At 40.3% G+C, this 20361-nt stretch carries 19 protein-coding genes and 1 pseudogene; 13 read left to right on the plus strand and 7 right to left on the minus strand.

Going from position 1 to position 20361, the window contains the following annotated elements:
* Positions 1-34 precede the first annotated feature (34 nt).
* From C9J47_RS14780 to C9J47_RS14790, 3 genes are all read left to right on the plus strand, one after another.
* A complete protein-coding gene (locus C9J47_RS14780; protein ID WP_107254204.1) occupies positions 35-1273 on the plus strand; it encodes an FMN-binding protein in 1239 nt (412 codons plus the stop codon).
* On the plus strand, positions 1273-1482 hold the full coding sequence (locus tag C9J47_RS14785; RefSeq protein ID WP_107254205.1) for a hypothetical protein: 210 nt from the start codon (positions 1273-1275) through the stop codon (positions 1480-1482). Before C9J47_RS14780 ends, C9J47_RS14785 begins: the two co-directional genes overlap by 1 nt.
* A 63-nt stretch (positions 1483-1545) precedes the next feature.
* Positions 1546-2430, plus strand: coding sequence for an AraC family transcriptional regulator (locus C9J47_RS14790; RefSeq protein WP_245903480.1), 885 nt, complete (start codon positions 1546-1548; stop codon positions 2428-2430).
* 165 nt (positions 2431-2595) lie between these two features.
* On the opposite strand, the gene C9J47_RS14795 is transcribed toward C9J47_RS14790, so the two are convergent.
* The 3 genes from C9J47_RS14795 to yidA all read right to left on the minus strand — a co-directional run bounded on the left by C9J47_RS14795 (position 2596) and on the right by yidA (position 5858).
* Positions 2596-3663 carry a DUF2955 domain-containing protein gene (locus C9J47_RS14795; RefSeq protein ID WP_107254207.1) on the minus strand — a complete coding sequence of 356 codons (1068 nt, stop codon included), beginning with the start codon at positions 3661-3663 and terminating at the stop codon, positions 2596-2598.
* On the minus strand, positions 3653-4825 hold the full coding sequence (locus tag C9J47_RS14800; protein WP_107254208.1) for an HlyD family secretion protein: 1173 nt from the start codon (positions 4823-4825) through the stop codon (positions 3653-3655). Before C9J47_RS14800 ends, C9J47_RS14795 begins: the two co-directional genes overlap by 11 nt.
* A 223-nt stretch (positions 4826-5048) precedes the next feature.
* On the minus strand, positions 5049-5858 hold the full coding sequence (yidA, locus tag C9J47_RS14805; protein WP_107254209.1) for a sugar-phosphatase: 810 nt from the start codon (positions 5856-5858) through the stop codon (positions 5049-5051).
* Positions 5859-6252: 394 nt separating this feature from the next.
* Between yidA and C9J47_RS14810 the strand changes: the two genes are divergently transcribed.
* Genes C9J47_RS14810 through C9J47_RS14820 form a run of 3 tightly spaced genes read left to right on the plus strand, consistent with a single transcriptional unit; the run spans position 6253 to position 9484 of the window.
* Positions 6253-7251, plus strand: a complete 999-nt coding sequence (locus C9J47_RS14810; RefSeq protein WP_107254210.1) for an ABC transporter substrate-binding protein — start codon at positions 6253-6255, stop codon at positions 7249-7251.
* Positions 7252-7311: 60 nt separating this feature from the next.
* Positions 7312-8202 carry an ABC transporter permease gene (locus C9J47_RS14815; RefSeq protein ID WP_006228970.1) on the plus strand — a complete coding sequence of 297 codons (891 nt, stop codon included), beginning with the start codon at positions 7312-7314 and terminating at the stop codon, positions 8200-8202.
* Position 8203: 1 nt separating this feature from the next.
* Positions 8204-9484 (plus strand): quaternary amine ABC transporter ATP-binding protein, encoded by a 1281-nt coding sequence (locus C9J47_RS14820; protein WP_107254211.1) that lies wholly within the window; start codon positions 8204-8206, stop codon positions 9482-9484.
* A gap of 100 nt (positions 9485-9584) precedes the next feature.
* On the opposite strand, the gene C9J47_RS14825 is transcribed toward C9J47_RS14820, so the two are convergent.
* A complete protein-coding gene (locus C9J47_RS14825; RefSeq protein ID WP_107254212.1) occupies positions 9585-10481 on the minus strand; it encodes a LysR family transcriptional regulator in 897 nt (298 codons plus the stop codon).
* Positions 10482-10618: 137 nt separating this feature from the next.
* Between C9J47_RS14825 and C9J47_RS14830 the strand changes: the two genes are divergently transcribed.
* The 4 genes and pseudogenes from C9J47_RS14830 to cspE all read left to right on the plus strand — a co-directional run bounded on the left by C9J47_RS14830 (position 10619) and on the right by cspE (position 14238).
* Positions 10619-11875 carry an adenylosuccinate synthetase gene (locus C9J47_RS14830; RefSeq protein WP_107254213.1) on the plus strand — a complete coding sequence of 419 codons (1257 nt, stop codon included), beginning with the start codon at positions 10619-10621 and terminating at the stop codon, positions 11873-11875.
* A 575-nt stretch (positions 11876-12450) separates the two neighbouring features.
* Positions 12451-13380, plus strand: coding sequence for a carbamate kinase (locus C9J47_RS14835; RefSeq protein ID WP_107254214.1), 930 nt, complete (start codon positions 12451-12453; stop codon positions 13378-13380).
* Between the two features lie 188 nt (positions 13381-13568).
* A pseudogene (locus C9J47_RS27355) lies at positions 13569-13713 on the plus strand (L-lactate MFS transporter); the annotation flags it as partial.
* 315 nt (positions 13714-14028) lie between these two features.
* The gene (gene cspE / locus C9J47_RS14840; RefSeq protein WP_006228553.1) at positions 14029-14238 is read left to right on the plus strand and encodes a transcription antiterminator/RNA stability regulator CspE; all 210 of its coding nucleotides are present in this window, start codon (positions 14029-14031) and stop codon (positions 14236-14238) included.
* 462 nt (positions 14239-14700) lie between these two features.
* On the opposite strand, the gene C9J47_RS14845 is transcribed toward cspE, so the two are convergent.
* On the minus strand, positions 14701-15150 hold the full coding sequence (locus C9J47_RS14845; protein WP_107254215.1) for a DUF3429 domain-containing protein: 450 nt from the start codon (positions 15148-15150) through the stop codon (positions 14701-14703).
* 140 nt (positions 15151-15290) lie between these two features.
* Between C9J47_RS14845 and C9J47_RS14850 the strand changes: the two genes are divergently transcribed.
* Together C9J47_RS14850 and C9J47_RS14855 are read left to right on the plus strand one after the other, a co-directional pair.
* The gene (locus C9J47_RS14850; protein ID WP_107254216.1) at positions 15291-15980 is read left to right on the plus strand and encodes a cupin domain-containing protein; all 690 of its coding nucleotides are present in this window, start codon (positions 15291-15293) and stop codon (positions 15978-15980) included.
* Positions 15981-16033: 53 nt separating this feature from the next.
* Positions 16034-16480 (plus strand): GNAT family N-acetyltransferase, encoded by a 447-nt coding sequence (locus C9J47_RS14855; RefSeq protein ID WP_107254217.1) that lies wholly within the window; start codon positions 16034-16036, stop codon positions 16478-16480.
* 14 nt (positions 16481-16494) lie between these two features.
* Here C9J47_RS14855 and C9J47_RS14860 read toward each other — a convergent pair whose 3' ends face one another.
* On the minus strand, positions 16495-17355 hold the full coding sequence (locus C9J47_RS14860; protein ID WP_107254218.1) for a hypothetical protein: 861 nt from the start codon (positions 17353-17355) through the stop codon (positions 16495-16497).
* A gap of 780 nt (positions 17356-18135) precedes the next feature.
* Between C9J47_RS14860 and C9J47_RS14865 the strand changes: the two genes are divergently transcribed.
* Positions 18136-19371 carry a RidA family protein gene (locus tag C9J47_RS14865; protein WP_107254219.1) on the plus strand — a complete coding sequence of 412 codons (1236 nt, stop codon included), beginning with the start codon at positions 18136-18138 and terminating at the stop codon, positions 19369-19371.
* A gap of 273 nt (positions 19372-19644) precedes the next feature.
* Here the strand turns inward: C9J47_RS14865 and trxC are convergent, their stop codons facing one another.
* A complete protein-coding gene (gene trxC / locus C9J47_RS14870; RefSeq protein WP_107254220.1) occupies positions 19645-20085 on the minus strand; it encodes a thioredoxin TrxC in 441 nt (146 codons plus the stop codon).
* Between the last annotated feature and the right edge of the window lie 276 nt (positions 20086-20361).

The following is a 20361-nucleotide window of genomic DNA, read 5'->3' on the forward strand; positions in this document are numbered from 1 at the left end:
TCCCCGTATTGTCATAATACGGGGATAATAAAATATGATGAAAAAAACGTCTTCGAAATCAAAAGTATTTGATAAGTTTATTAGTGTACTTTCAATATTACTGTTTGCTGTCTTTTGGTATTTAGGGGGGGATCGGAGTCAACATAATCAACAGGCTCAATTATCCTATTTAACCCTTCAATCGGAGCTGCTTGAACCCGCAGGATCTAATACCTTCCAAGGTGTGGTGCGAAGTGATAATGAAAGTAACGTAGTTGAATGGATAAGTGTTGGAAGTGGTATTGGCTATGGCGGTGAAATGGTCGCTGGCATTAATATTTCACCCTCGGGCACATTACAAGCACTGGCAATTATTGATTCAAAAGAGACTTCAACCTATTTAGACAAAGTCATGCAAAGTGGGGTTGTTGACCGAATTTTAGGTCAACCTATTGATACCACCGTCACGTTTGATAGCGTGACGGGCGCAACCCTAACTTCAACTGCCTTAATGGATGCGGTTGAGCATGCTGCGAAGCCTGTTCGTGAGCAAATCTACGGCTATACCTTGTCTGAGTCGAAAAGTATTTTTTCTTCGCTGCAGTGGTTAGACTTAGTCGCATTCGTCTTTTTTGGTGTCGCGGTGTGGGCTAGCAGAACCCGAAATAAAAAGAAAGTGATGATCAACTGGGTCGTGCTTATTATCTCAATGGGGGTATTCGGTTTTTATTCAGCAACGCTGTATACCGCATCCACAATGGGTATGGTGATTTCTGGTGCTTGGCTATATGGTCTCGCGAATTACACGCCTTTAATCTTGATCCTATTAAGCATCGTATACATATTGTATTACAACCGAAATGTCTATTGTCAGAATATCTGTCCTTTCGGTGCGGTGCAGCAATGCCTAGCGAAGGTCGGTAATGCAAAATCCTCCACAATCAAAAACGAATTTCTGTTGTGGTTCCCTCGCGTATTATTATTGACCACATTGTGCCTTGGCGCATATTTTCGTAATCCGGCCGCATTTTCTTATGAGCCGTTTGGTATTATGTTTGGCATGATTGGGACGATGTACCTTTTTGTTCTGACAATTGTTATTTTGTTAACATCATTGGTGGTTCGTCGACCGTGGTGTCAGACGTTATGCCCAATTAATGCGATGACTGACTTTTTGACGTTCAATAAATCATGGTTTAAACAGGTACAAAAAAAACGAGCAAAACAACACCGTCAACAACGAAAGCAAGCTGAAGATGGTCAATGCCAGAGCAAGACTGGAGGACGTGAGTAATGAGAAAAACCCTGACTTTTGTTTTTTACTGCGTTTCAACGGTATTGATTATTGCCCACTTGTGGGGCAGCTTTGTGACTCAAAATTCCTTTGCCAAGCAAAATAAGCCGCTGTACCTTTTCAGTATTGAGGTGGAAACAACCATCGAACCTGATATCGAGATTGATTACCAAAAAGTCGCAGCAGAGTTATCAGAACTGAACTATTAAGATATTGATGACATTAAGAAGGATACCGAAGAGGCGTGCTTTGTCTCTTTTATTAGGGTGAACGTGATAAATAAAGATATTCCCGCAGTATTGCTCAACGATGTGAGTGTTAATTTAGAGCTCTCTTTTAACACTATCGCGACGTTCTACCAGCAACGAGATCTTCTCTATATCGGTAAACCACACCGTTTACGGTTTAGCGCCTTGATCTATATAACTCAGGGGGAGGGCTATCATTTTGTTGATTACAAAAGGTATCAACTAAAACCAGGTACACTGCTCACTTTGGGGAAACATCAAGTTCATCATTTTTCTGAACATTGCAGCGTAGAAGGGTACGTCATTTCTTTTAGTAATGACTTTTTACACTCGGGGGGTGACGATCCTTACCAAGAAGTAATGGCAACTGCGGTTGAAGAAGTTAATTGCATTACTGAAACAGCAAATAATCTAGGTGGTTTATTTGACCAAATTGGCCAAGAGTACCACCGTGAAGGTAGTAGCTATAAAGATGAAATTATTCGAAATTTAATGCGTGCTCTTATGCTAAAAGAAATAGTACCTAACTATCAAGCGTTGTGTAATAACACCAACCTGTGTCAAAAGAATATTAATTATCACGCATTAAAAAAGTATATCGAAAAAGTCTTTAGTCAACGTCCTTCCGTCGGGGAGGTGGCAAAAATAATGGGTAAAAGTATCAAACAGCTTGATAAGATTGCGAAAGATTATTCAGGTCGCAGTGTTAAAGAGTTAATTGATGATAGAGTCTTGCTTGAGGCAAAACGCTTGTTGGCCTTTAGCCAGTATTCGATACTGGATATCTCGCTGCAGCTCGGATTTAAAGAGGCAACGAATATGACCAAATTTTTCAGACGCCATACCAGTTTGACGCCGAAAGATTTTAGAGACCTCTGTCGAACCAATGTTGCAAAAAGGGTTAGCTAACCAGTGGTATAGATGAAAATCAAGAACGGTCAGCATCGACCATAAGTACAGGGTTTATCGAATAACTTGTCTTAGCTTAAATACATGCAAAAAAGCCGCTATATTGTTAGCGACTTTTTACGTTTGGAGTTTGCCTGTAAGGTAGGAGTTTACTCCAAATCAGTTTTACTCTGAGCCCTTCGTCACTTCCTGCTTGTATTGCCACTTATCTAAAATAAACGACACCACAATCATATAAATACTTGCCATCATTATCTGTGCGATACGCATGTAAAAGTTATCGTCCATCAACTTGCTGTCGGACGCGATAGTTGAGCCAAGTAAAACCAGTAATGCCGACATTACGCCAGCCCAGATAGGGGCTTTGGCGGGTTCGTTGAAGATTTTTGTACCTAATACCAAACCAATAAGCGTAATAAGGCTGAGCAGGAATAAGAAATGCGGCACCATAACAAGTAACTCGTAATACACAATCGCCACTAAGCCACCGATTATATTAGTCAGTAGCAGAAACATGCTCACTTTTATACTTTTCTGCCCCGCGGTCTGCAATGATAAAAGACCAATGAATGCCATGGTGAGTATTGCACCAGTTATTTGGAAATAATAAAAATAGGCGATAATGGGAAAAGAAATGGTTAAGGCTTTTAAGGATTCGAATACACGTTGGTCATGTGTTAGCGAGGGAGCGGGTTGTACTTGCTCTTTGTTAATAGGGGCTATATCAGGTAATACGAGGTGAAGTAAGCCAAACAGCAATACAGCGACCACTCCAGACGTAGCTAATCCCACACCTATGTAAACAGCCAAACCTGGTGATATTATGCCCATGAAAGGTAGTAGCATTACCGCGATCATTAAAATGGTCGCGAAAAAATTCCACTGTGGATCCATGAATAGGTAATAGGCTGTGAACATCAGTAAGCTCAGTAGCAATAACAAAGGCAACGGATACTGAGTGATGCCAGCGCTGACAGATAAGCCAATGAGTACGGTTACCGTCATTGCTAAGAGTAATTGACTGATTGTATGAGAGGTTGGCTTTTGGTGATCAACTAGAAATTTAGCGAGAAAGACAGGCGCAACAAAAGACAGCCCCCACCCAATGCCGAATGCCAAAGCACACGCGGCAACAAGCCCTATAACGTAACGAAAAATACGACGTTGAACTATGGCTTGTTCCGTGGGAGGAGTGTATATGTCAGCAACTAGTTCATGGCTGTTATCGGACATAAGATAACCAGCTCATTATACGAATCCATACTCGACCAAACGTATTCATGACTGAAGATTGTTCGGTATATACGATGATGTCGGCTTGTCCGCCCACTCGACGGAAGCCTCGGGCTGTTTCATCGTCAAATCGAATCGTCACTGGAAAACGCTGGGTCTGTCGTAGCCAACCGGTTTGAGATGTAACAGCCGCGAGTTTGCCTGCTTGTTCATTTTCACCCCAGCTGATCCCCCAATCAATTCCTGCTATTTTCCCCGCAAAAACATGACCGGGAGCATAATCCAAAACGATATCGACGCTATCGCCAATTTTTATGTTTCCAATACTATTTTCACGAAAATAGGCATCAATCCAAACGTCTTCACCAGAAACAAAAGTGAATAAAGGTTGGCCTGCTTGGGCGTAAAAACCTTCATCTAAACGGAAGTTTGTTACGCCACCAATCGCTGGCGCTCTAATAACCGTACGGTCTAAATCAAGTTGTGCTTTTTGTAATTTTAATAATGCTGATTTTACTTCGCTATTGTCATTACCGGTTGAGCCAAGCTGTTTTTTTGCTTGTTCTATACCAGCTTGCGCGGCTTCTACTTGTGCTTTAGCACTGGCAAGTGAAGCGCGTGTTTTATCAGCATCAGATTTCGAAACAATACCTTTTTTTTCCATGGTCAAAATACGTGTGGCTTGTGCACGTAAGTGGGCTTGATTAGCTAATGCATCGGTTAATTTGGCTTGGGCTGAAGCAATAGATGCTGTTTGTACACCAACACTTTTCCCTGCATTGACTAACCCTTGCTCTGCTTCTTGAATTGCTAGTTCATAATCAGCAGAATCAATTTTCACCAAAATATCGCCAGGGTTAACAATTTCGTTGGGTTCTACCGCGACTTCGGCCAACCGACCTGAGACTAAAGGTGTCATGGGAATAACAAATCCACGAACACGTGCCATATCTGTAGAGGGAATAATACGATCGGCGGCAATATAGAAAATGAATAAGCCAATACATAAAGTGAATACAAACGTTGTTAAACGCTTCACTTTATTGGGAGGGGATTTCTCTTTTTTGGTACGAACTTTTTTTATACGTTTGGGTTTTTCTGATTTTGAGGCGATCCTTTCCCTTGGCTCGACCTGCACTTTAGGCATGTTCTCGTCAGACATCTCTCACTCCATTCCGTTAAGTGTCATCTTATGCTTTAGTAAGCATAGTGGAATAAAGAAAACAATGAATGGTTAATAGATTGATTCATGATAGAAAATACAGAGTTAGACATTTTCTAATAATGGTTAAAATTGATTAGTTTGAGAGGGTAAAGAAGAATAAAAGCGAAGGTTCAATACTATTGTGAGTCACGACCTTCACTTTTATGTAATCAATTCATACTTAAGCGTTAAGGATAAATTTGTCTATTGCGGTAGCAACACCATCGTCATTGTTACTGTCAGTAATATAATTCGCAATCGCTTTGGTATCGTCGGTTGCGTTACCCATGGCAATACCAAGCCCTGCATATTCCAACATGTGATGATCATTTCCCGCATCGCCCATGCTAATGACTTCACTCGCATCAATGCCTAAATGCTCTGCCAGCGCTTTTACGCCTGCACCTTTATTGCTGTTCTTGTTCATAAACTCTAAGAAAAATGGTGCACTTTGTACGATGGTGTATTGATCGTATAGTGCTGCAGGTAATTGAGCGATAGCTTTTGATAATAGCTCTGGCTCATCAATCATCATCACTTTTAAGATTTCTTCGTTATTATCTAATTCAGCGAAATCAATTTCAGTAATATCAAGACCGTTGATGGTCGCTTCATGTTGGGTGTAGTGGTTGTTTTCTGGAGTGATTAAACCTTGGCGGCGAGAAAATCCGTGTACGTGAACACCAAAATCATGGCTTAGGCTAGCGATGTTTTTTGCATCACTGCCTAGTAATAACTGGCTGCGAATAACACTTTGGCTTTCTACACGTTGAACTAATGAACCGTTGTAGCATAAAACGTAATCGTCGTTGCTGGTCATGCCTAATTCATTGAGCGCATCGGTCATTCCTTCTAGCGGACGGCCAGACGCTAATACCACCACTACGCCTTTTTCACGTGCTGCCGCGATGGTTTGTTTTGTTTTTTCAGAAATCTTCCCCTGACTATTAAGTAGGGTGCCATCCATATCTAATGCAACCAGTTTATACATGTTATTCATCCACAGTAAGAAAATACTAATGAGCCTATTCTAATCAAAAAATGTGACAGACTCGACAAATAATGAGTTTGTTTTTGTAACATTTAGATTGTCACTCACTCGCTTGTTGAATGACTGAGCTTTAGCCGTGAATTTACATATGCTTTCTGTCAATACGGCTGATTATGGCGGGGCTAAAGTGGATATTATTAATAACTGTAAATATTACAGCACTAAACATTTTTTTGTTGCTTTCTTGTGAAATGGTGCGCTAATTCACTGGTTTTTTCAAATTTATCGCCAATAATTGGTTAGATGACAAAATATGTTTGATGCAATTTGATTGTATTCATGTAAGCTATTGAAAGGTTTGTAAGGAATGAAACCCTTAAATAAGGATATTTTTATGCGTAAAATTCTTGCTGCATCACTTGTTTTAGCCACTGCGTCGTTCACCGTTTCTGCGGAAGAGTGTGGCAAAGTGACCATCGCAGATATGAATTGGAATTCTGCAACATTAATTGCCAATGTGGATCGCTTTATCTTAGATCACGGCTATGGGTGTGATGCTGAATTGGTGCCGGGCGATACAATGCCAACAGGGGCATCTATGATCGAGAAAGGGCAGCCAGATATTGCGCCAGAATTCTGGAGTAACTCGATGAAAGCGGCTCTCGACAAAGGTGTTGAAGAAGGACGTATTCGTTATGCGGGGTCCAGCTTATCTGAAGGTGGTGAAGAAGGTTTTTGGGTGCCAGAGTATATGGTTAAGAAAGATCCGACTCTAGCCACTATTGAGGGTATCAAAGCCAACGCTAAACTGTTTAAGCACCCAGAAGACCCAGATAAATCTGCTTTTTTGACTTGCCCTGCTGGGTGGAACTGTCAGATCTCTGCGGGCAATTTATTCAATGCTCTAGAACTGGATAAATCTGGTTTTGATTTGATTGATCCGGGTTCAGGTGCTGGTTTATCGGGCTCGATTGCCAAAGCATATGAACGTGAAGAAGCATGGTTTGGTTATTATTGGGCTCCGACAGCTGTTTTGGGTAAATACAAAATGGTGAAAGTCGATTTTGGTTCTGGCGTTGATGAAAAGCAATTCAAAGACTGTACTACGAACGAAGATTGCTTAGATCCAAAAGTGACGATGTACCCACCATCCCCCGTCGATACTGTTGTGACAGAGACCTTTGCGAAGCGTGCTCCAGCTGCGATGGAATACCTATCTACACGAGCCTTTACCAATGCGAAAATGAATGCATTATTGGCATGGATGGAAGATAACCAAGCTGATGGTGAGCTTGCCGCAGAACAATTTTTGAATGAAAACTCAGATATTTGGATGAAATGGGTAAGTCCTGAAACAGCGGACAAAGTGAAGAAAGCATTAGCTGATCTGTAAACCTTTATAGAGCCCGACAATTGACTGTCGGGCTTTTGCATTTCTAGGGAAGAAATTGTTATGTCAGATAAATCATGGTTAACGGAAATTCCGCAGCTTGATCGTTATCAACTGCTCGAAATTCGTAAAACTCTCGATGGGGCTTACCGCTCCTTTTCTCGTGAATACGGTGACAATATCGAAGCCTTCTTCGACCCTCTGTTATCGTTCCTTATCTGGTTTGAAAAACTCTTATTAGGCACGCCATGGTGGATTGTTATTGGCGTGTTGGCTGGCTTTGCGTTTATGGCGAGCCGTTCTTGGAAATTAACCGTTGGTGTTGTTGTCGCCTTTTCACTCATTGGTGTGTTTGGGATGTGGGATAACACCATGCGTACTATGAGTATTATTTTAGTCTCAACTATGGTCGCCATTGGGGTGGGAATCCCCATTGGTATTGCAATGGCGCGATCCAATAGGGTGCAATCAGTTGTTACGCCGATGCTCGATATTATGCAAACTATGCCCGCATTTGTGTATTTGATCCCAGTCGTTATGTTGTTGGGTATTGGTAAAATACCAGGTGTGATTGCCGTGGTGATCTATGCAGTGCCGCCTGTTATTCGTCTGACTAACCTTGGTATTCGTTTAGTGGATGAAGAAGTGCTTGAGGCGGCCACAGCTTACGGAGCAAGCCCTATGCAGCGCTTATTTGGCGTGCAGATCCCGTTGGCTATGCCGAATATCATGGCGGGTATCAACCAAACTATCATGATGGCACTCGCCATGGTTGTTATCGCTTCAATGATAGGTGTTAAAGGATTAGGGCAACCTGTACTTAAATCAATTACTAACCAATACTTTACTTTAGGCTTACTTAACGGTTTAGCGATTGTGGCATTAGCCATCATTTTTGACCGTATTTCTCAGAGCTATGCAAAGCGTACCCAACAGCATTTAGGAGGTCGCTAACATGACGGATAAATCACAAACAACACCGCTTATTCGGGTTAAAAATCTGTATAAAGTATTTGGACCCAATGCGAAAGCCGTGTTGAAACAAGTGAAAGCAGGGAAATCGAAAGATAATATTTTGGCTGAAACGGGTCACACCGTTGGGTTGTGTGATATCAATTTGGATATAAATCCTGGTGAGATCTTCGTTGTCATGGGCTTGTCGGGGTCGGGTAAATCGACGCTTATTCGTCACTTTAACCGTTTGATTGATCCTACTGAAGGTGTGATTGAAATTGCGGGTACTGATGTGATGAGCCTAAATGAAAAAGGGCTACAAGATTTCCGCCGTCATAAAATGTCGATGGTATTCCAGCGTTTTGGATTGATGCCGCATCGTACTGTACTGCAAAACATCGGTTATGGTTTGCAAATTCAAGGCTTGAGTAAAAATGACTGGGAATCTCGCGCTCATGAATGGCTTGAAACCGTCGGCTTGGCTGGGTATGCAAAGCAGTATCCATCACAGTTATCGGGTGGACAGCAACAGCGTGTGGGGTTAGCCCGTGCTTTATGTACTGATGCAGACATTTTGTTAATGGATGAAGCTTTTTCAGCGCTCGACCCACTGATTCGTAGTGAGATGCAAGATCAGCTTATTGAGCTACAAGAAAAGCTGCATAAAACGATCGTATTTATTACTCATGATTTAGATGAAGCACTGCGCTTGGGCGATAAAATTGCCATTTTACGTGATGGTGTATTGGTTCAGCAAGGTGAGCCAGTCGATATATTGTTGAACCCAGCTGATGATTACGTAGAAGCATTTGTTAAGGACGTTAACCGTGCACGTGCCTTGACGGTAGAAACAGTGATGAAACCACAAGTCGTGAGAATTTCGGCTGAAACAATTGGTGAAGCCGTCGCGGAAATGCGTAAAGCTAAAGATGATTACGGTTACTTCATTAACGATGAGGGCTACCAAGGGGTTATCACGCAAGAAACGCTCGAAAATGTTGAGAAAGCAGATTATGGCAATGCGATTGATGAATCTATGTTAGAAGACGTACCTTCAGTACAAACAGATGCATTGTTGGAAGCGGTGATTCCTGAAACACTAGAGAGCGATCACCCGTTACCAGTATTGAATGCAGAGGGTGAAGTGGAAGGGCGATTGTCGCGTTCAACTTTAGCTGAAGTTCTGAGTGAACAAAGCACAGCATCTGACGAAGAGACTGATAGTGATACAAAAAAGCCCTTTAATGATAAAGACGGAACATCGGATATTAAAGCAGCATAAAGTTACTTAGATATATTTCTCAATAAACATACTAAAACGCCTCTGTTCGTTACTCGGACAGAGGCGTTTTTCTTTGTGTATGATACCAAATCCATTAAATTTACGCGCTATGTTGCGAGCGCTGTATTTCTTCATCGACCCAATGCAACAGTTGTTTGATAGCACGTGAAAGCACTTGGTTTTGACGAACAATGTATCCTAGGCTGGTGGTTGGGAAGTCGGGTAGCGGGGTTATGGTTGTTTGAAGGTTTAGCTTCGGGTGCAGAGAAAAAGCAGGAACGATCGCAACACCAAAACCAGCCTCTGCCCAGTCGATTTGTGCATCAACACTGCCAACTTCCATGACGCGATAGCTGGGTAATTGCAGGCTTGGCAGTGCCAAATCAATCAAGTCACGCGTTCTGGTATCGTGCCCTAATAGAATTAGGGTGGGCTCTTCTTGCTGTTGCCCTGTTTGTTGTACACTGCCTTGTTGCCATTGTTTTAACCCATTACCTAATGCACACCATTTCACCTGATGTAATTCAGTGAAGTGGAGTGGCTGGCTTTCTTTTTGTGCGATAACAAAACCAAGATCTGCTTTTGCACTTTTCACTAAGTCGGCTGCTTGGGCTGAGGTCGTGTTGAGTAACGATAGGTCAATGCCTGGGTATTCTTTTTTGAATGATTGAAAAGGCGAGATCAATAATAAACGGGAAATGATGTCACTAGCGGCTAAGGTCAATGTGCCTTGGCTTAAATCATTGATGGCATTCAAATCAGCCTGACAAGTCTGCAATTCCATTAAGGTATTTTGTGCACTTTGCAGTAAACGTTCGCCCGCTTGGGTCAATCTAAATGGATTTCGTTCAATCAGTTTTACATGCGTACTCTTCTCTAACTGTTTGATATGAAGGCTAACATTAGGCTGAGTCATATGCAGTTTAATGGCTGTTTTACCAAAATGTTCAAGCTTGGCCAGGGTAACAAATGTGTTTAACCAATGGATATCTAGCATGTGACTACCTATCTGTTATTTGAACATCTGCACCATAATCCCATATGGAATTCTTATCAAGGTGATAATTATAATTAATTTTTCATATTCAATCTTAAGGAATAGGATAGGCACTTCGCTTTTGAGGAGAATGAATCATGTCGTCTATTGTTGTTGTTGGTGCTAACTGGGGTGATGAAGGTAAAGGTCGTATCGTAGATTATTTGGCAGGTGATGCATCTGCAAGTATTCGCTTTCAAGGCGGTAACAATGCTGGCCATACCGTTGTTAATGACTTCGGAACATTTAAATTACACCAACTGCCAAGCGGCGTGTTCAATCCCGACTGCATTGCGGTGCTAGGTCCTGGCATGGTGATAAGCCCTGCGCCTTTAACTGAAGAATTAGCAGAAGTTAAAGCTGCCGGCGTAAATGTTAAAATGTGCATTTCCGACCGTGCAACACTTTGTCTTCCACTCCATGCTATTGAAGATACGCTAGAAGAAGAGCGTTTAGGTGATGGCGCATATGGTTCAACACGTCAGGGCATAGCACCCGCTTATGGCGACCGAGTAATGAAAAAAGGTATCTTGGTCGGTTGGCTTAAGCAACCAGAAGTATTACTTGAGCGCATTAAGTTCATGTTAGATTGGAAATTACCACAACTTAAAGCCTTGTACCCGTCATTTGAATTTAGCCAAACGGCAGAAGAAATGACAGAATGGTTATTAGAAGTGTCAGCACCTTGGCAAGATGCTATTTGTAACGTTACAGAGCCGCTAAAAGCCTTACAAGCGCAAGATAAAGGGTTATTGTTCGAAGCCCAGCTTGGTGCTGGTCGTGACCTTGTATTTGGTGAATATCCTTGGACAACATCATCAAATGTGACTGCTGCTTATGCCGGTATTGGTAGTGGTTTGCCTGCGTTACGTCCTGAGCGTGTTATTGCTGTTGCCAAGTCATTTAGTTCATCTGTGGGTACTGGTACGCTAATTACAGCAATGGCTGAACAGGATAACTTCCGTGAAGCTGCTAACGAATATGGTGCAGTAACTGGTCGTCCACGTGATATGGGCTATTTTGATGCAGTAGCAACACGTAATGGTGTTGATCTGCAGGCTGCGACAGAGGTTGCTTTAACTAAAATTGACTGCCTAAGCGGCATGGCAGATCTTAAGATTTGTGTTGCTTATGATGGTGAACACTGTGAAAACCCAATCTGGCCTCAAACCGCAACTCTTGCGCCAATCTACGAGCAATTAGAAGCTTGGGATGAAGATATTACAGGCTGCCGTACATTTGAAAGCTTGCCATTAGCCGCACAGAAATATGTATTACGTATTGAAGAACTAATGGGTGTACCTGTGAAGATGGTATCTGTCGGACCAGAGCGTGATCAAATGATCAATCGCTAGATCGGTATTACTGTTTATAAATATAAAAAAGCTGTGAATATTCACGGCTTTTTTGTTTCATGCTTTTGCAATTACACAATAAAAATCACTATTGTTGATGATCTGCTAACCTGATATTGGTACACGGTATGAATATCGTGATCAACTTATCAATATTTAACAAAATACCAATGAATATAAAAGGAGGTGGTTGAGATAATATTCACTAGTGACGAATCAATCATAAAAAATAGACCGCCTAAGTGAGATTGTGTGAAAAAAGCTGGATATTTAATCGAATAATGAATAGTTCTAATTAACTCAGACTGTTTCTAGTGATGATATATCTTGATATTTGTCACATTTCCGACATTTCTTTTACCCTACTATAGCGACATATTAATTACGCAAGCATTTAGAATGATTAATTGATTTTTAACTGCAAGGTTACAAAATAATTAATAACAACGTTTTTGTGATAGGTTAAATTCATTATAAAAATAATTAACTTATAAAGTGACAGTGATTACTAAAGTTAATATTTAATGGAATAAACATTCAAATATAATAATTAAAATATAGAGAGATACGATCATATGCGCATAGTATTAGCATTAGGCGGCAATGCCTTATTGGCAAGAGGCCAAGCATTAACTGCCGAGAATCAACGTAAGAATATTATACAATCAGCAGCAAGTATTGCAGCAATAGCTAAAGAGCATGAGATTGTCGTTGTGCACGGAAATGGACCTCAGGTAGGTTTATTAATGGAGCAGAACTCAGCATATCAAGAGTACTCGCCTGAAACTACACCATATCCTATGGATGTGTTAGGTTCGCAGACATGCGGTATGGTTGGCTATATGCTGCAACAAGAATTACGTAACGTTGATGATTCTTTAGCGATAGCGACCTTGGTTACACAGACAGAAGTTAGTAAATCAGACCCTGCATTTGCAAACCCAACGAAGTTTGTTGGTCCTGTATATACAGCAGAGCGCGCTGAAGAGATCATGGCGTCATCACCAATGATGTTCAAACCTGATGGAGAATACTATCGTCGCGTTGTTCCATCACCAATGCCAAAAGATATTGTTGAATTACAACAGATTGAAACCTTATTACAAGCGGGTAATTTAGTCATCGCTTGTGGTGGTGGTGGGGTTCCTGTCAGTATTGAAGACAGAAAAAGCACTGGGGTTGAATGTGTTATCGATAAAGATCTGACTGCAGAGTTGTTAGCAGAAAAACTCGATGCTGATTTATTTATCATTTTAACGGATGGTTCAATCTACCGTAATTATGGAAAAGAAGATCAAGCTGAAATGAAACAGGCAACGCCTGCTGGTTTATCTGAATTTACTTTCCCTGCTGGTTCTATGGGGCCAAAGATCGATGCTGTTTGTAAGTTCGTGGAAACAGGACGAGGTAATTCAGCCATTGGTTCTCTATTTGACTTAGATAAAATATTGAAGAATGAAGCTGGTACATTAGTGACTCAAGGTGAAGGCATTATCTATTATTAATAATAGATAATCTTCTGCTTGAAAAATAAACACTGCTTGCTTGAACTTTTATTTTAAGGTTAAGCAGGCAGTATTAATTTGTTCTGTATAAATATACCCAGGTTACCTTGAGTATCACAATAAAATTTAAGTGAATTTTGCAGCCATATTTTTAGCGTTGTAATTTTTAAGATTAATTGACCTATCGTTTACAAGACCGTGTAGGGCTGCGACGTGCACTTATTTTGAGTACAGTAATGATCAATCTCCGCCATGTTGGTTATGACTTCTGGTGTGATTACAGGTTGTGGTATCGGTTTTGGGTATGCGTGTCTTAGCCCATCAGCAATGAGATAATTCCACCTGTCGGCGAAAGGGTTAGTAAATGGTGTTATCACGGCAGGCTTTGCTGGAAAACCCGTCTGAGATATTTTTTGTGTTCAATTGAAAATAACGCTTTACATGAACTGATAGTCTGGTATTATTCGTCTCGCTCTGTTGTTCAGGGTTATTAATGCAACATAAGTAAAAGTTAAACCCTAAGATACATTTGCTTTCAGTTTTTGTCCTCAGTGTTTCCCTTAGCTTCACGTAACATTTAATAATTCAACTTCTTGGCAATATCGCAACTCTGCGAATTTTTTAATGAATTTTTATAAGGGACATATTATGTCTAATACAACTGGTATCGTAAAGTGGTTTAACGAAGAGAAAGGTTTCGGTTTCATTACTCAAGACAACGGCGGCGCTGACGTATTCGTTCACTTCCGTGCTATCGCTTCAGAGGGTTTCAAAACTCTTGCTGAAGGTCAAAAGGTTTCTTTTGAAGTTGAACAAGGCCAGAAAGGTCTTCAAGCTGCAAACGTTGTAGCTTTATAATTAGAAGATTTATTCTTCGAAGTAATGCTGGCTTATAGCCAGCATTTATTTACGATTGCTCAGTGTAAAACAATGATCAATCGTAAATAACAGGCCTAAAAGTAGACCTATTTAAATGTAATACAACCGTGTGCAATAAGAAACATTTCCAACATCTGCCTCATCAGTTCATGTCTAGAAGTTTCCTTTCGTATAATTACATCAAATAAGTAAATCGTTTCAGGCTCCATGCATATTGATGCAAAATTATATTGAAAAGGGTACAAACATGTCTAAATCATCAGGCAGAAAGCGTTTTTGGTTTCAGCAAACACGTGAAACAGATCAGATTATTGTTAAAAAAGCATAATACTGAATCAAAGAATTCTAAAAGGCTACCTATATAGGTAGCCTTTTTTCGTTTACGGCTATTTTTTCTATCCTTAATAGTCGGCGAATTTATGAGTGTTGAAACGATGAGGTTTAACTTACCAGTACGATAAGATGCATACAGCCCACACATGCTGTTAATCGGTTACGTAATTGTTGGTAATTTTTCGGTTTTTCTTCATGTTCTGTTTCTCTTATTTTCATTTCAGAAAACCATACCGCCACGAAACCAAACAATAGTACCAGAATTGAAATTACATACACTTCAGGCGAATGTAGTAGTGTTCCCCAAGCAATCAAGGCGAAAAGGAGACTTAAAATTAATGCATTGCGGCTTAGGGAGTGTTTTATGTGATCAATCGCATTTCCCCATAGTACACCTGAAAGAAAACTTAAAATAACGGCGCTGTACGCAATAAATACAGTTGTAGGGGCAAGGCTGAAAAGTGTCTTATCGAACCAAATACACACAATACTGAGCGCAAAAGGAAGAAGGCCAGTATAGCCTAAAATAACCATGATCTTATCGGGAGATGTCTTCATTATATGTGCTCGAAAAATGAAAGAGGTACTTCTAGTATTAGTCACAGGTACGAACTTGCATAAAGAAAAGAGCGATTACAAAAATAGTTTTAATGGAGATCCAAACGATAAAGAGAAATTACCCTCTCAAAGGAAATCATATGAAACTTAATACCGATCTCACGAAAAAAGTGAATGCATTCTTTGAGCAGTCACAATGGTCTTCGTCACCGATAAAAGAAGTAAAACGAAAAATGTTAGAGCGTGATGGGGGGGAGATTGCCATTGCGACGACTATCGTTCGTTATGAACCTAATAGTTACTTTTCATCCCATATTCATGACGGAGGTGAAGAGTTCTTAGTGCTAGATGGTGAGTTTGCCGATGAACATGGCCGTTACCCTATAGGTACGTATATGAGAAACCCTCCCGGTACATCTCATACGCCCTCCGTTGAACCTGGCTGTATGATTTTGGTGAAACTAGGGCAGTTTCAAGAAGGGGATACTTCCCTCGTTCATATTGACACCCAACAACATTTATTTGTGAAAGATGAAGCGCGAAATGGTGTTGCGATTCAACCATTACACAGCTTTAAGCATGAAGTCGTGCGTTTGGAACGTTGGGATAAACATTCAACGATCATGCTAGAGAACACTGGGGGTATCGAAATCTTGATCATTGACGGTGGTTGCGAGCATGATGGCGTAAATTATACCAAGCATGATTGGTTACGTTTACCAGTGGGAGAAAACCTGACAGTTAAAACAGGGCAGACAGATTGTATCGTGTGGATAAAAACGGGGCATCACTTATATCAGCTTAATCGTGATGCCGTTTTGGACAATTAAGGGCAATGAGGCGATACTAGCCTTTCAGTTTAGGATAATGAGTAGATATAACGTTGATTGAACACGTAAATGATGCAGATGTTTCAGATATTATTAAGTTAATTAGTAAGTCGATAAAAACGTGTATCGGTGTATTAAATGCAGAGGCTGATTCGCTTATAGCCTGCAGTGTTGATGAGATCTTATGGTGGAAGTGTCATCAAGAAAGTACAGCACATTATATATACCGTGTTGACGGTAAAGTTGTTGGCACGATATTAATTAAAGATTTTTGTTATATCTCTAATCTTTTTGTCGATCCTGACTTTCATCATCAAGGTATTGGAAAACAGCTTATCTTGCATGCGTTGGCTATATGTAAGCGATGCTCTCCTCAATCAACGGTTAAATTAAACTCTTCGTTCTATGCCGCCTCTTTCTATCAAAAGATGGGGTTTAAACAAATCGGTAACGCAAAAAATTTACCGGGTGGATGTATACCTTTTGAGTGTGCTTTATAATACTCCCCCCCCATCTATCCACACACGAACCAAGAATTAGCCGCCGCATCTATGTATGCTTCATTATACCAATCGACTTTTTCAAGCGCGGGGGCGATCCGAATATCCCCTTTAAACTTGGCTGTTGCTAATACTTTTACCCGCCCTTTATAAGCCTGCATTACTGCACCTTGGTATGTGTGACCTAAACTCGAACCTTTAGGTTGTTCAAACAAACAAACTGTTTGCCCTTTATTGGTATAAATAAATTGGCTTTCTTCTGTCCATACTTGAGGCTGCGTTATCACATTAGGTTGAGCTGTATAATTTGTAACACCTGAAGCGTCACTATCGCTAATAAGAGTACGGTGTATCGAGTAGGGTTGATAACCTAGTACTTGAGCAGCACTTAACCATTCATTGGAGGGGGCATTGGTATTCTCGATAACTCGTAAAGTGACAAAGGGCCCATCTAAACACAAGTCAGCCCACAGCTCTGTGCTAGAAATACGAACTGAAAAAATAGGACGTTCTTCAACGGTATTTGCATTGTAAACACACCATGATGCCGTTTCTTGATGAACTAACGTCCCAATGTTGGCATCACATGTTCTTTTTGCGAGGTCGAGATATTCGGCAACATCGTTCTTCGCTTGTTGCGAACTATTAGCGCAATATCGATAGCTAAATGAATACGCACTTTTCGGATAAAAGTTGCCTTTATCAACCACAGCACCATTTTTTCTGGTGCTATTTAATTCGAGAAAGCTTTTGGTTGAATCAAGAAAACTGTACTCAGCTAGGTCAGGTCTTGTCTCTGAGGTTGAGCTACAGCCGACAAGGAATAAGACGAATAACATTATAGAAGAAGATTGAAAGTGAAAGTGCTTCAGCATTTCGTTCCGCCTTAAAGTGACCCAATGGAGTATTTTTAAGTATATAAGGCTATTTAAAATACGTTGGAAAAGATCTAAGGCGTGAATATAGAACTTAGCCAATGTGGTCTTTGCTACTTCGTAAGATTCTACCCCAGACACTGATGAATCGTACCTTCCACTTTCTGGTGGCTCTGTTCAGCAGTATGTGCAGTGCTGATGGGTTTAGAGTGATTGCAGTCAACCACTACCTTTTCGTATCGGTAAATGGTCTTTTTCGGAAAGGCTCTATCTGCTTTTTTATCCCGTTTACCATGTAGTGTAGAAATGATTATATCACTAAATTTATCAAGTATTTGTTACTGACTTGTTGTATTTTACATTGACTTATATCTCGTTGGCTTATTTCCTTACGAAGAAGAGGAACTCAGTGAAACCCTTCAGGGAATTTATGCATTTATAACCGCATAAATAATGCACCAATAGCACTTATTCTTGAGCTTGCATGAAAATATTGTGAACAACGTATCAAATTTGGATTAAATTAAGCTAATAGAGCATTTAAATCACTGAGATTATATTCATAATTAACGAATCATTTGTAAAAAAAATGAGATAACAGCCAGATTACTCGCATACTCGCGGATAATTAATCGTATAATGACTATTCATTCTATCAATTAGCGATTTCTAGTGAAATGATATTTTGATACCTATCACATTTCCCCTAAATAATTTCACTTACCATGGCGCCACTTAGTTTATTCCTTCAAATAAAATTTATTAAAGAGAAGTATCTATATGTCTGGCGATATCATTAAGTTTTCACGAAACACAGAGAATGCACCACAAAGTTCTGTATCTACACAAACTGTAGCTTTTTCTCATTATAATAATATTTCAGCACAATTACCTGTAGACCCTAAAACAGGTGAGATTGTAGTTGGTTCTGTAAAAGACCAAGCAACACAGTGCTTAAATAATATTAAAGCAATTGTAGAAAGTATCGGCCACGTAATGGACGATGTTGTTAAATTGAATATCTTCGTTAAGAATATTTCAGACATCGAAGCTATCGATGAAATTTACACAACTTTCTTCCAAAGTGCTCTTCCTACACGTACGGTAGTTGCAGTTGCAGCATTACCGATGAGTGATGCTTTGGTACAAATTGATGCGCTTATCTCAAACGGTGAAGGCACAACTCCACAGGCACCTTGTGCTCTTGTTAAAGTATCAAGAAACACAGAAAATGCGCCACAGGGTCTATACACACAGACTGTTGCGTTCTCTCACTATAATAACCTTGCATCTCAATTACCAATTGATCCAAAAACAGGTGCGTTGGTAGCAGGTGGTGTTAAAGAGCAAACTGAGCAGTGCTTAAATAACATTAAAGCAATCTTAGAAAGCATCGATCACGTAATGGACGATGTGGTTAAAACTACTATCTTCCTTAAAGATATCGCTGATGTTGAAGCGGTAAACGAAGTTTGTGCTAAATTTTACCCAAACTATGTCCCTGTACGCTCAATAGTTAACGCTTCAGCTTTACCTATGGGTGCTTTAGTTCAAATTGATACATCTGTATCACACGGTGATGGTACACCACCACAACTTCCTGAAGATACAAGCCTACTTGTAATCGAAGCAAGCAATACGGAAAATGCACCAAAAGCGACATACTCACATACTGTAGCTTTCTCTCACTACAACCATGTTTCTGGTCAATTACCTTTAGACCCGAAAACAAATGAATTAGTTGCTGGTGACGTAAAAGCGCAAGCAGAACAATGTCTAAAGAATATTAAGGCAATTATTGAAAGTGTTGACCATGTAATGGACGATACAGTTAAAATCAATATCCAACTTAAGAATATTGAAGATATCGATGCTGTAAACGAAATTTACACTACTTTCTTCAAAGGCGATCTTCCTGCAAGAACAGTTGTGGGTGTTTCAGCTATCCCTATGGGTGCTTTAGTACAAATTGATGCTGTTGTTTCTAACTGTGAAGGTACACCTCCACAAGCATAACAGGCATTTGTCTTCGAGACATTAAGTCGGGGCATCCATAAAGTCAAAGTGCGCTTTGGTCTTTTGGATGCCTATTCCTGCTTATTAAAACTAATCGATTAACCGTATGAACAACTCGACTTTATCGCAAAGTCACTCTATGAGTTATGATCACGGCAGTATTTCACTCCTAGTCATCCATTACCATCCAGTTTTCAGCCCGACACTCCCTTTCAGAAGCATCGTGACAATAAATAAAAAAATCAGCTTGGGTAATAAACGCTTTAGTCTCTGTTATTTTGCTTGTTCAAGCGTTTCATTTAGCCATTGATCAAATTGTGATTTTGGTAACGCACCGTTTAAATTATTCAGTAGTTGACCATTTTTGAATACCATAATGGTTGGAATACTACGAATACGATATTGGGCAGCAAGTTCTTGTTGTGCTTCAGTATCTATTTTTACAAAGCGAGCGTCACCAGAGCGCTCTGCAGCAACATCTTCAAAAATGGGTGCGAAGCCCACACAAGGGCTACACCATGGTGCCCAAAAATCGACAACAACAGGTGTGTCACTCTGGATTAACGCTAAGAAGTTGTTTGTAGTGCCTTCAATTGACTTTCCATCTAATAGCTTCTCTTTGCATGAACCACATGTTGCTGTGTCCTCAATGCGCTCTGTTGGTATGCGATTCATCGCTTTACAGTGTGGGCAACGTGTTGTCATTGTATTCATAATTATTATCCGTTTTCTGGCTGTTTACTTTTTAGAATTATTTTTACCTACGTTGCCTTCATAGGCTCTACATTTAGCCAATGAAGGTAATACCAAGTTAAACAAGTATTTGACTATTTACTTATCCAGAATGGTATAACTCAGGTATGTAGCTGTAATCTACAGGCTTGCGCTCAGAAAAAAAAGACGACTATGCTTATTAATTCAATTGGCTTTATCTATGAATTGCGCATAGGTGTCGTGGTTCTAGTGGTACGGTTAAGTAAAAAGTACGTT

The sequence above is a fragment of the Photobacterium indicum genome, assembly GCF_003026215.1.
GTDB classification, from domain to species: domain Bacteria; phylum Pseudomonadota; class Gammaproteobacteria; order Enterobacterales; family Vibrionaceae; genus Photobacterium; species Photobacterium indicum.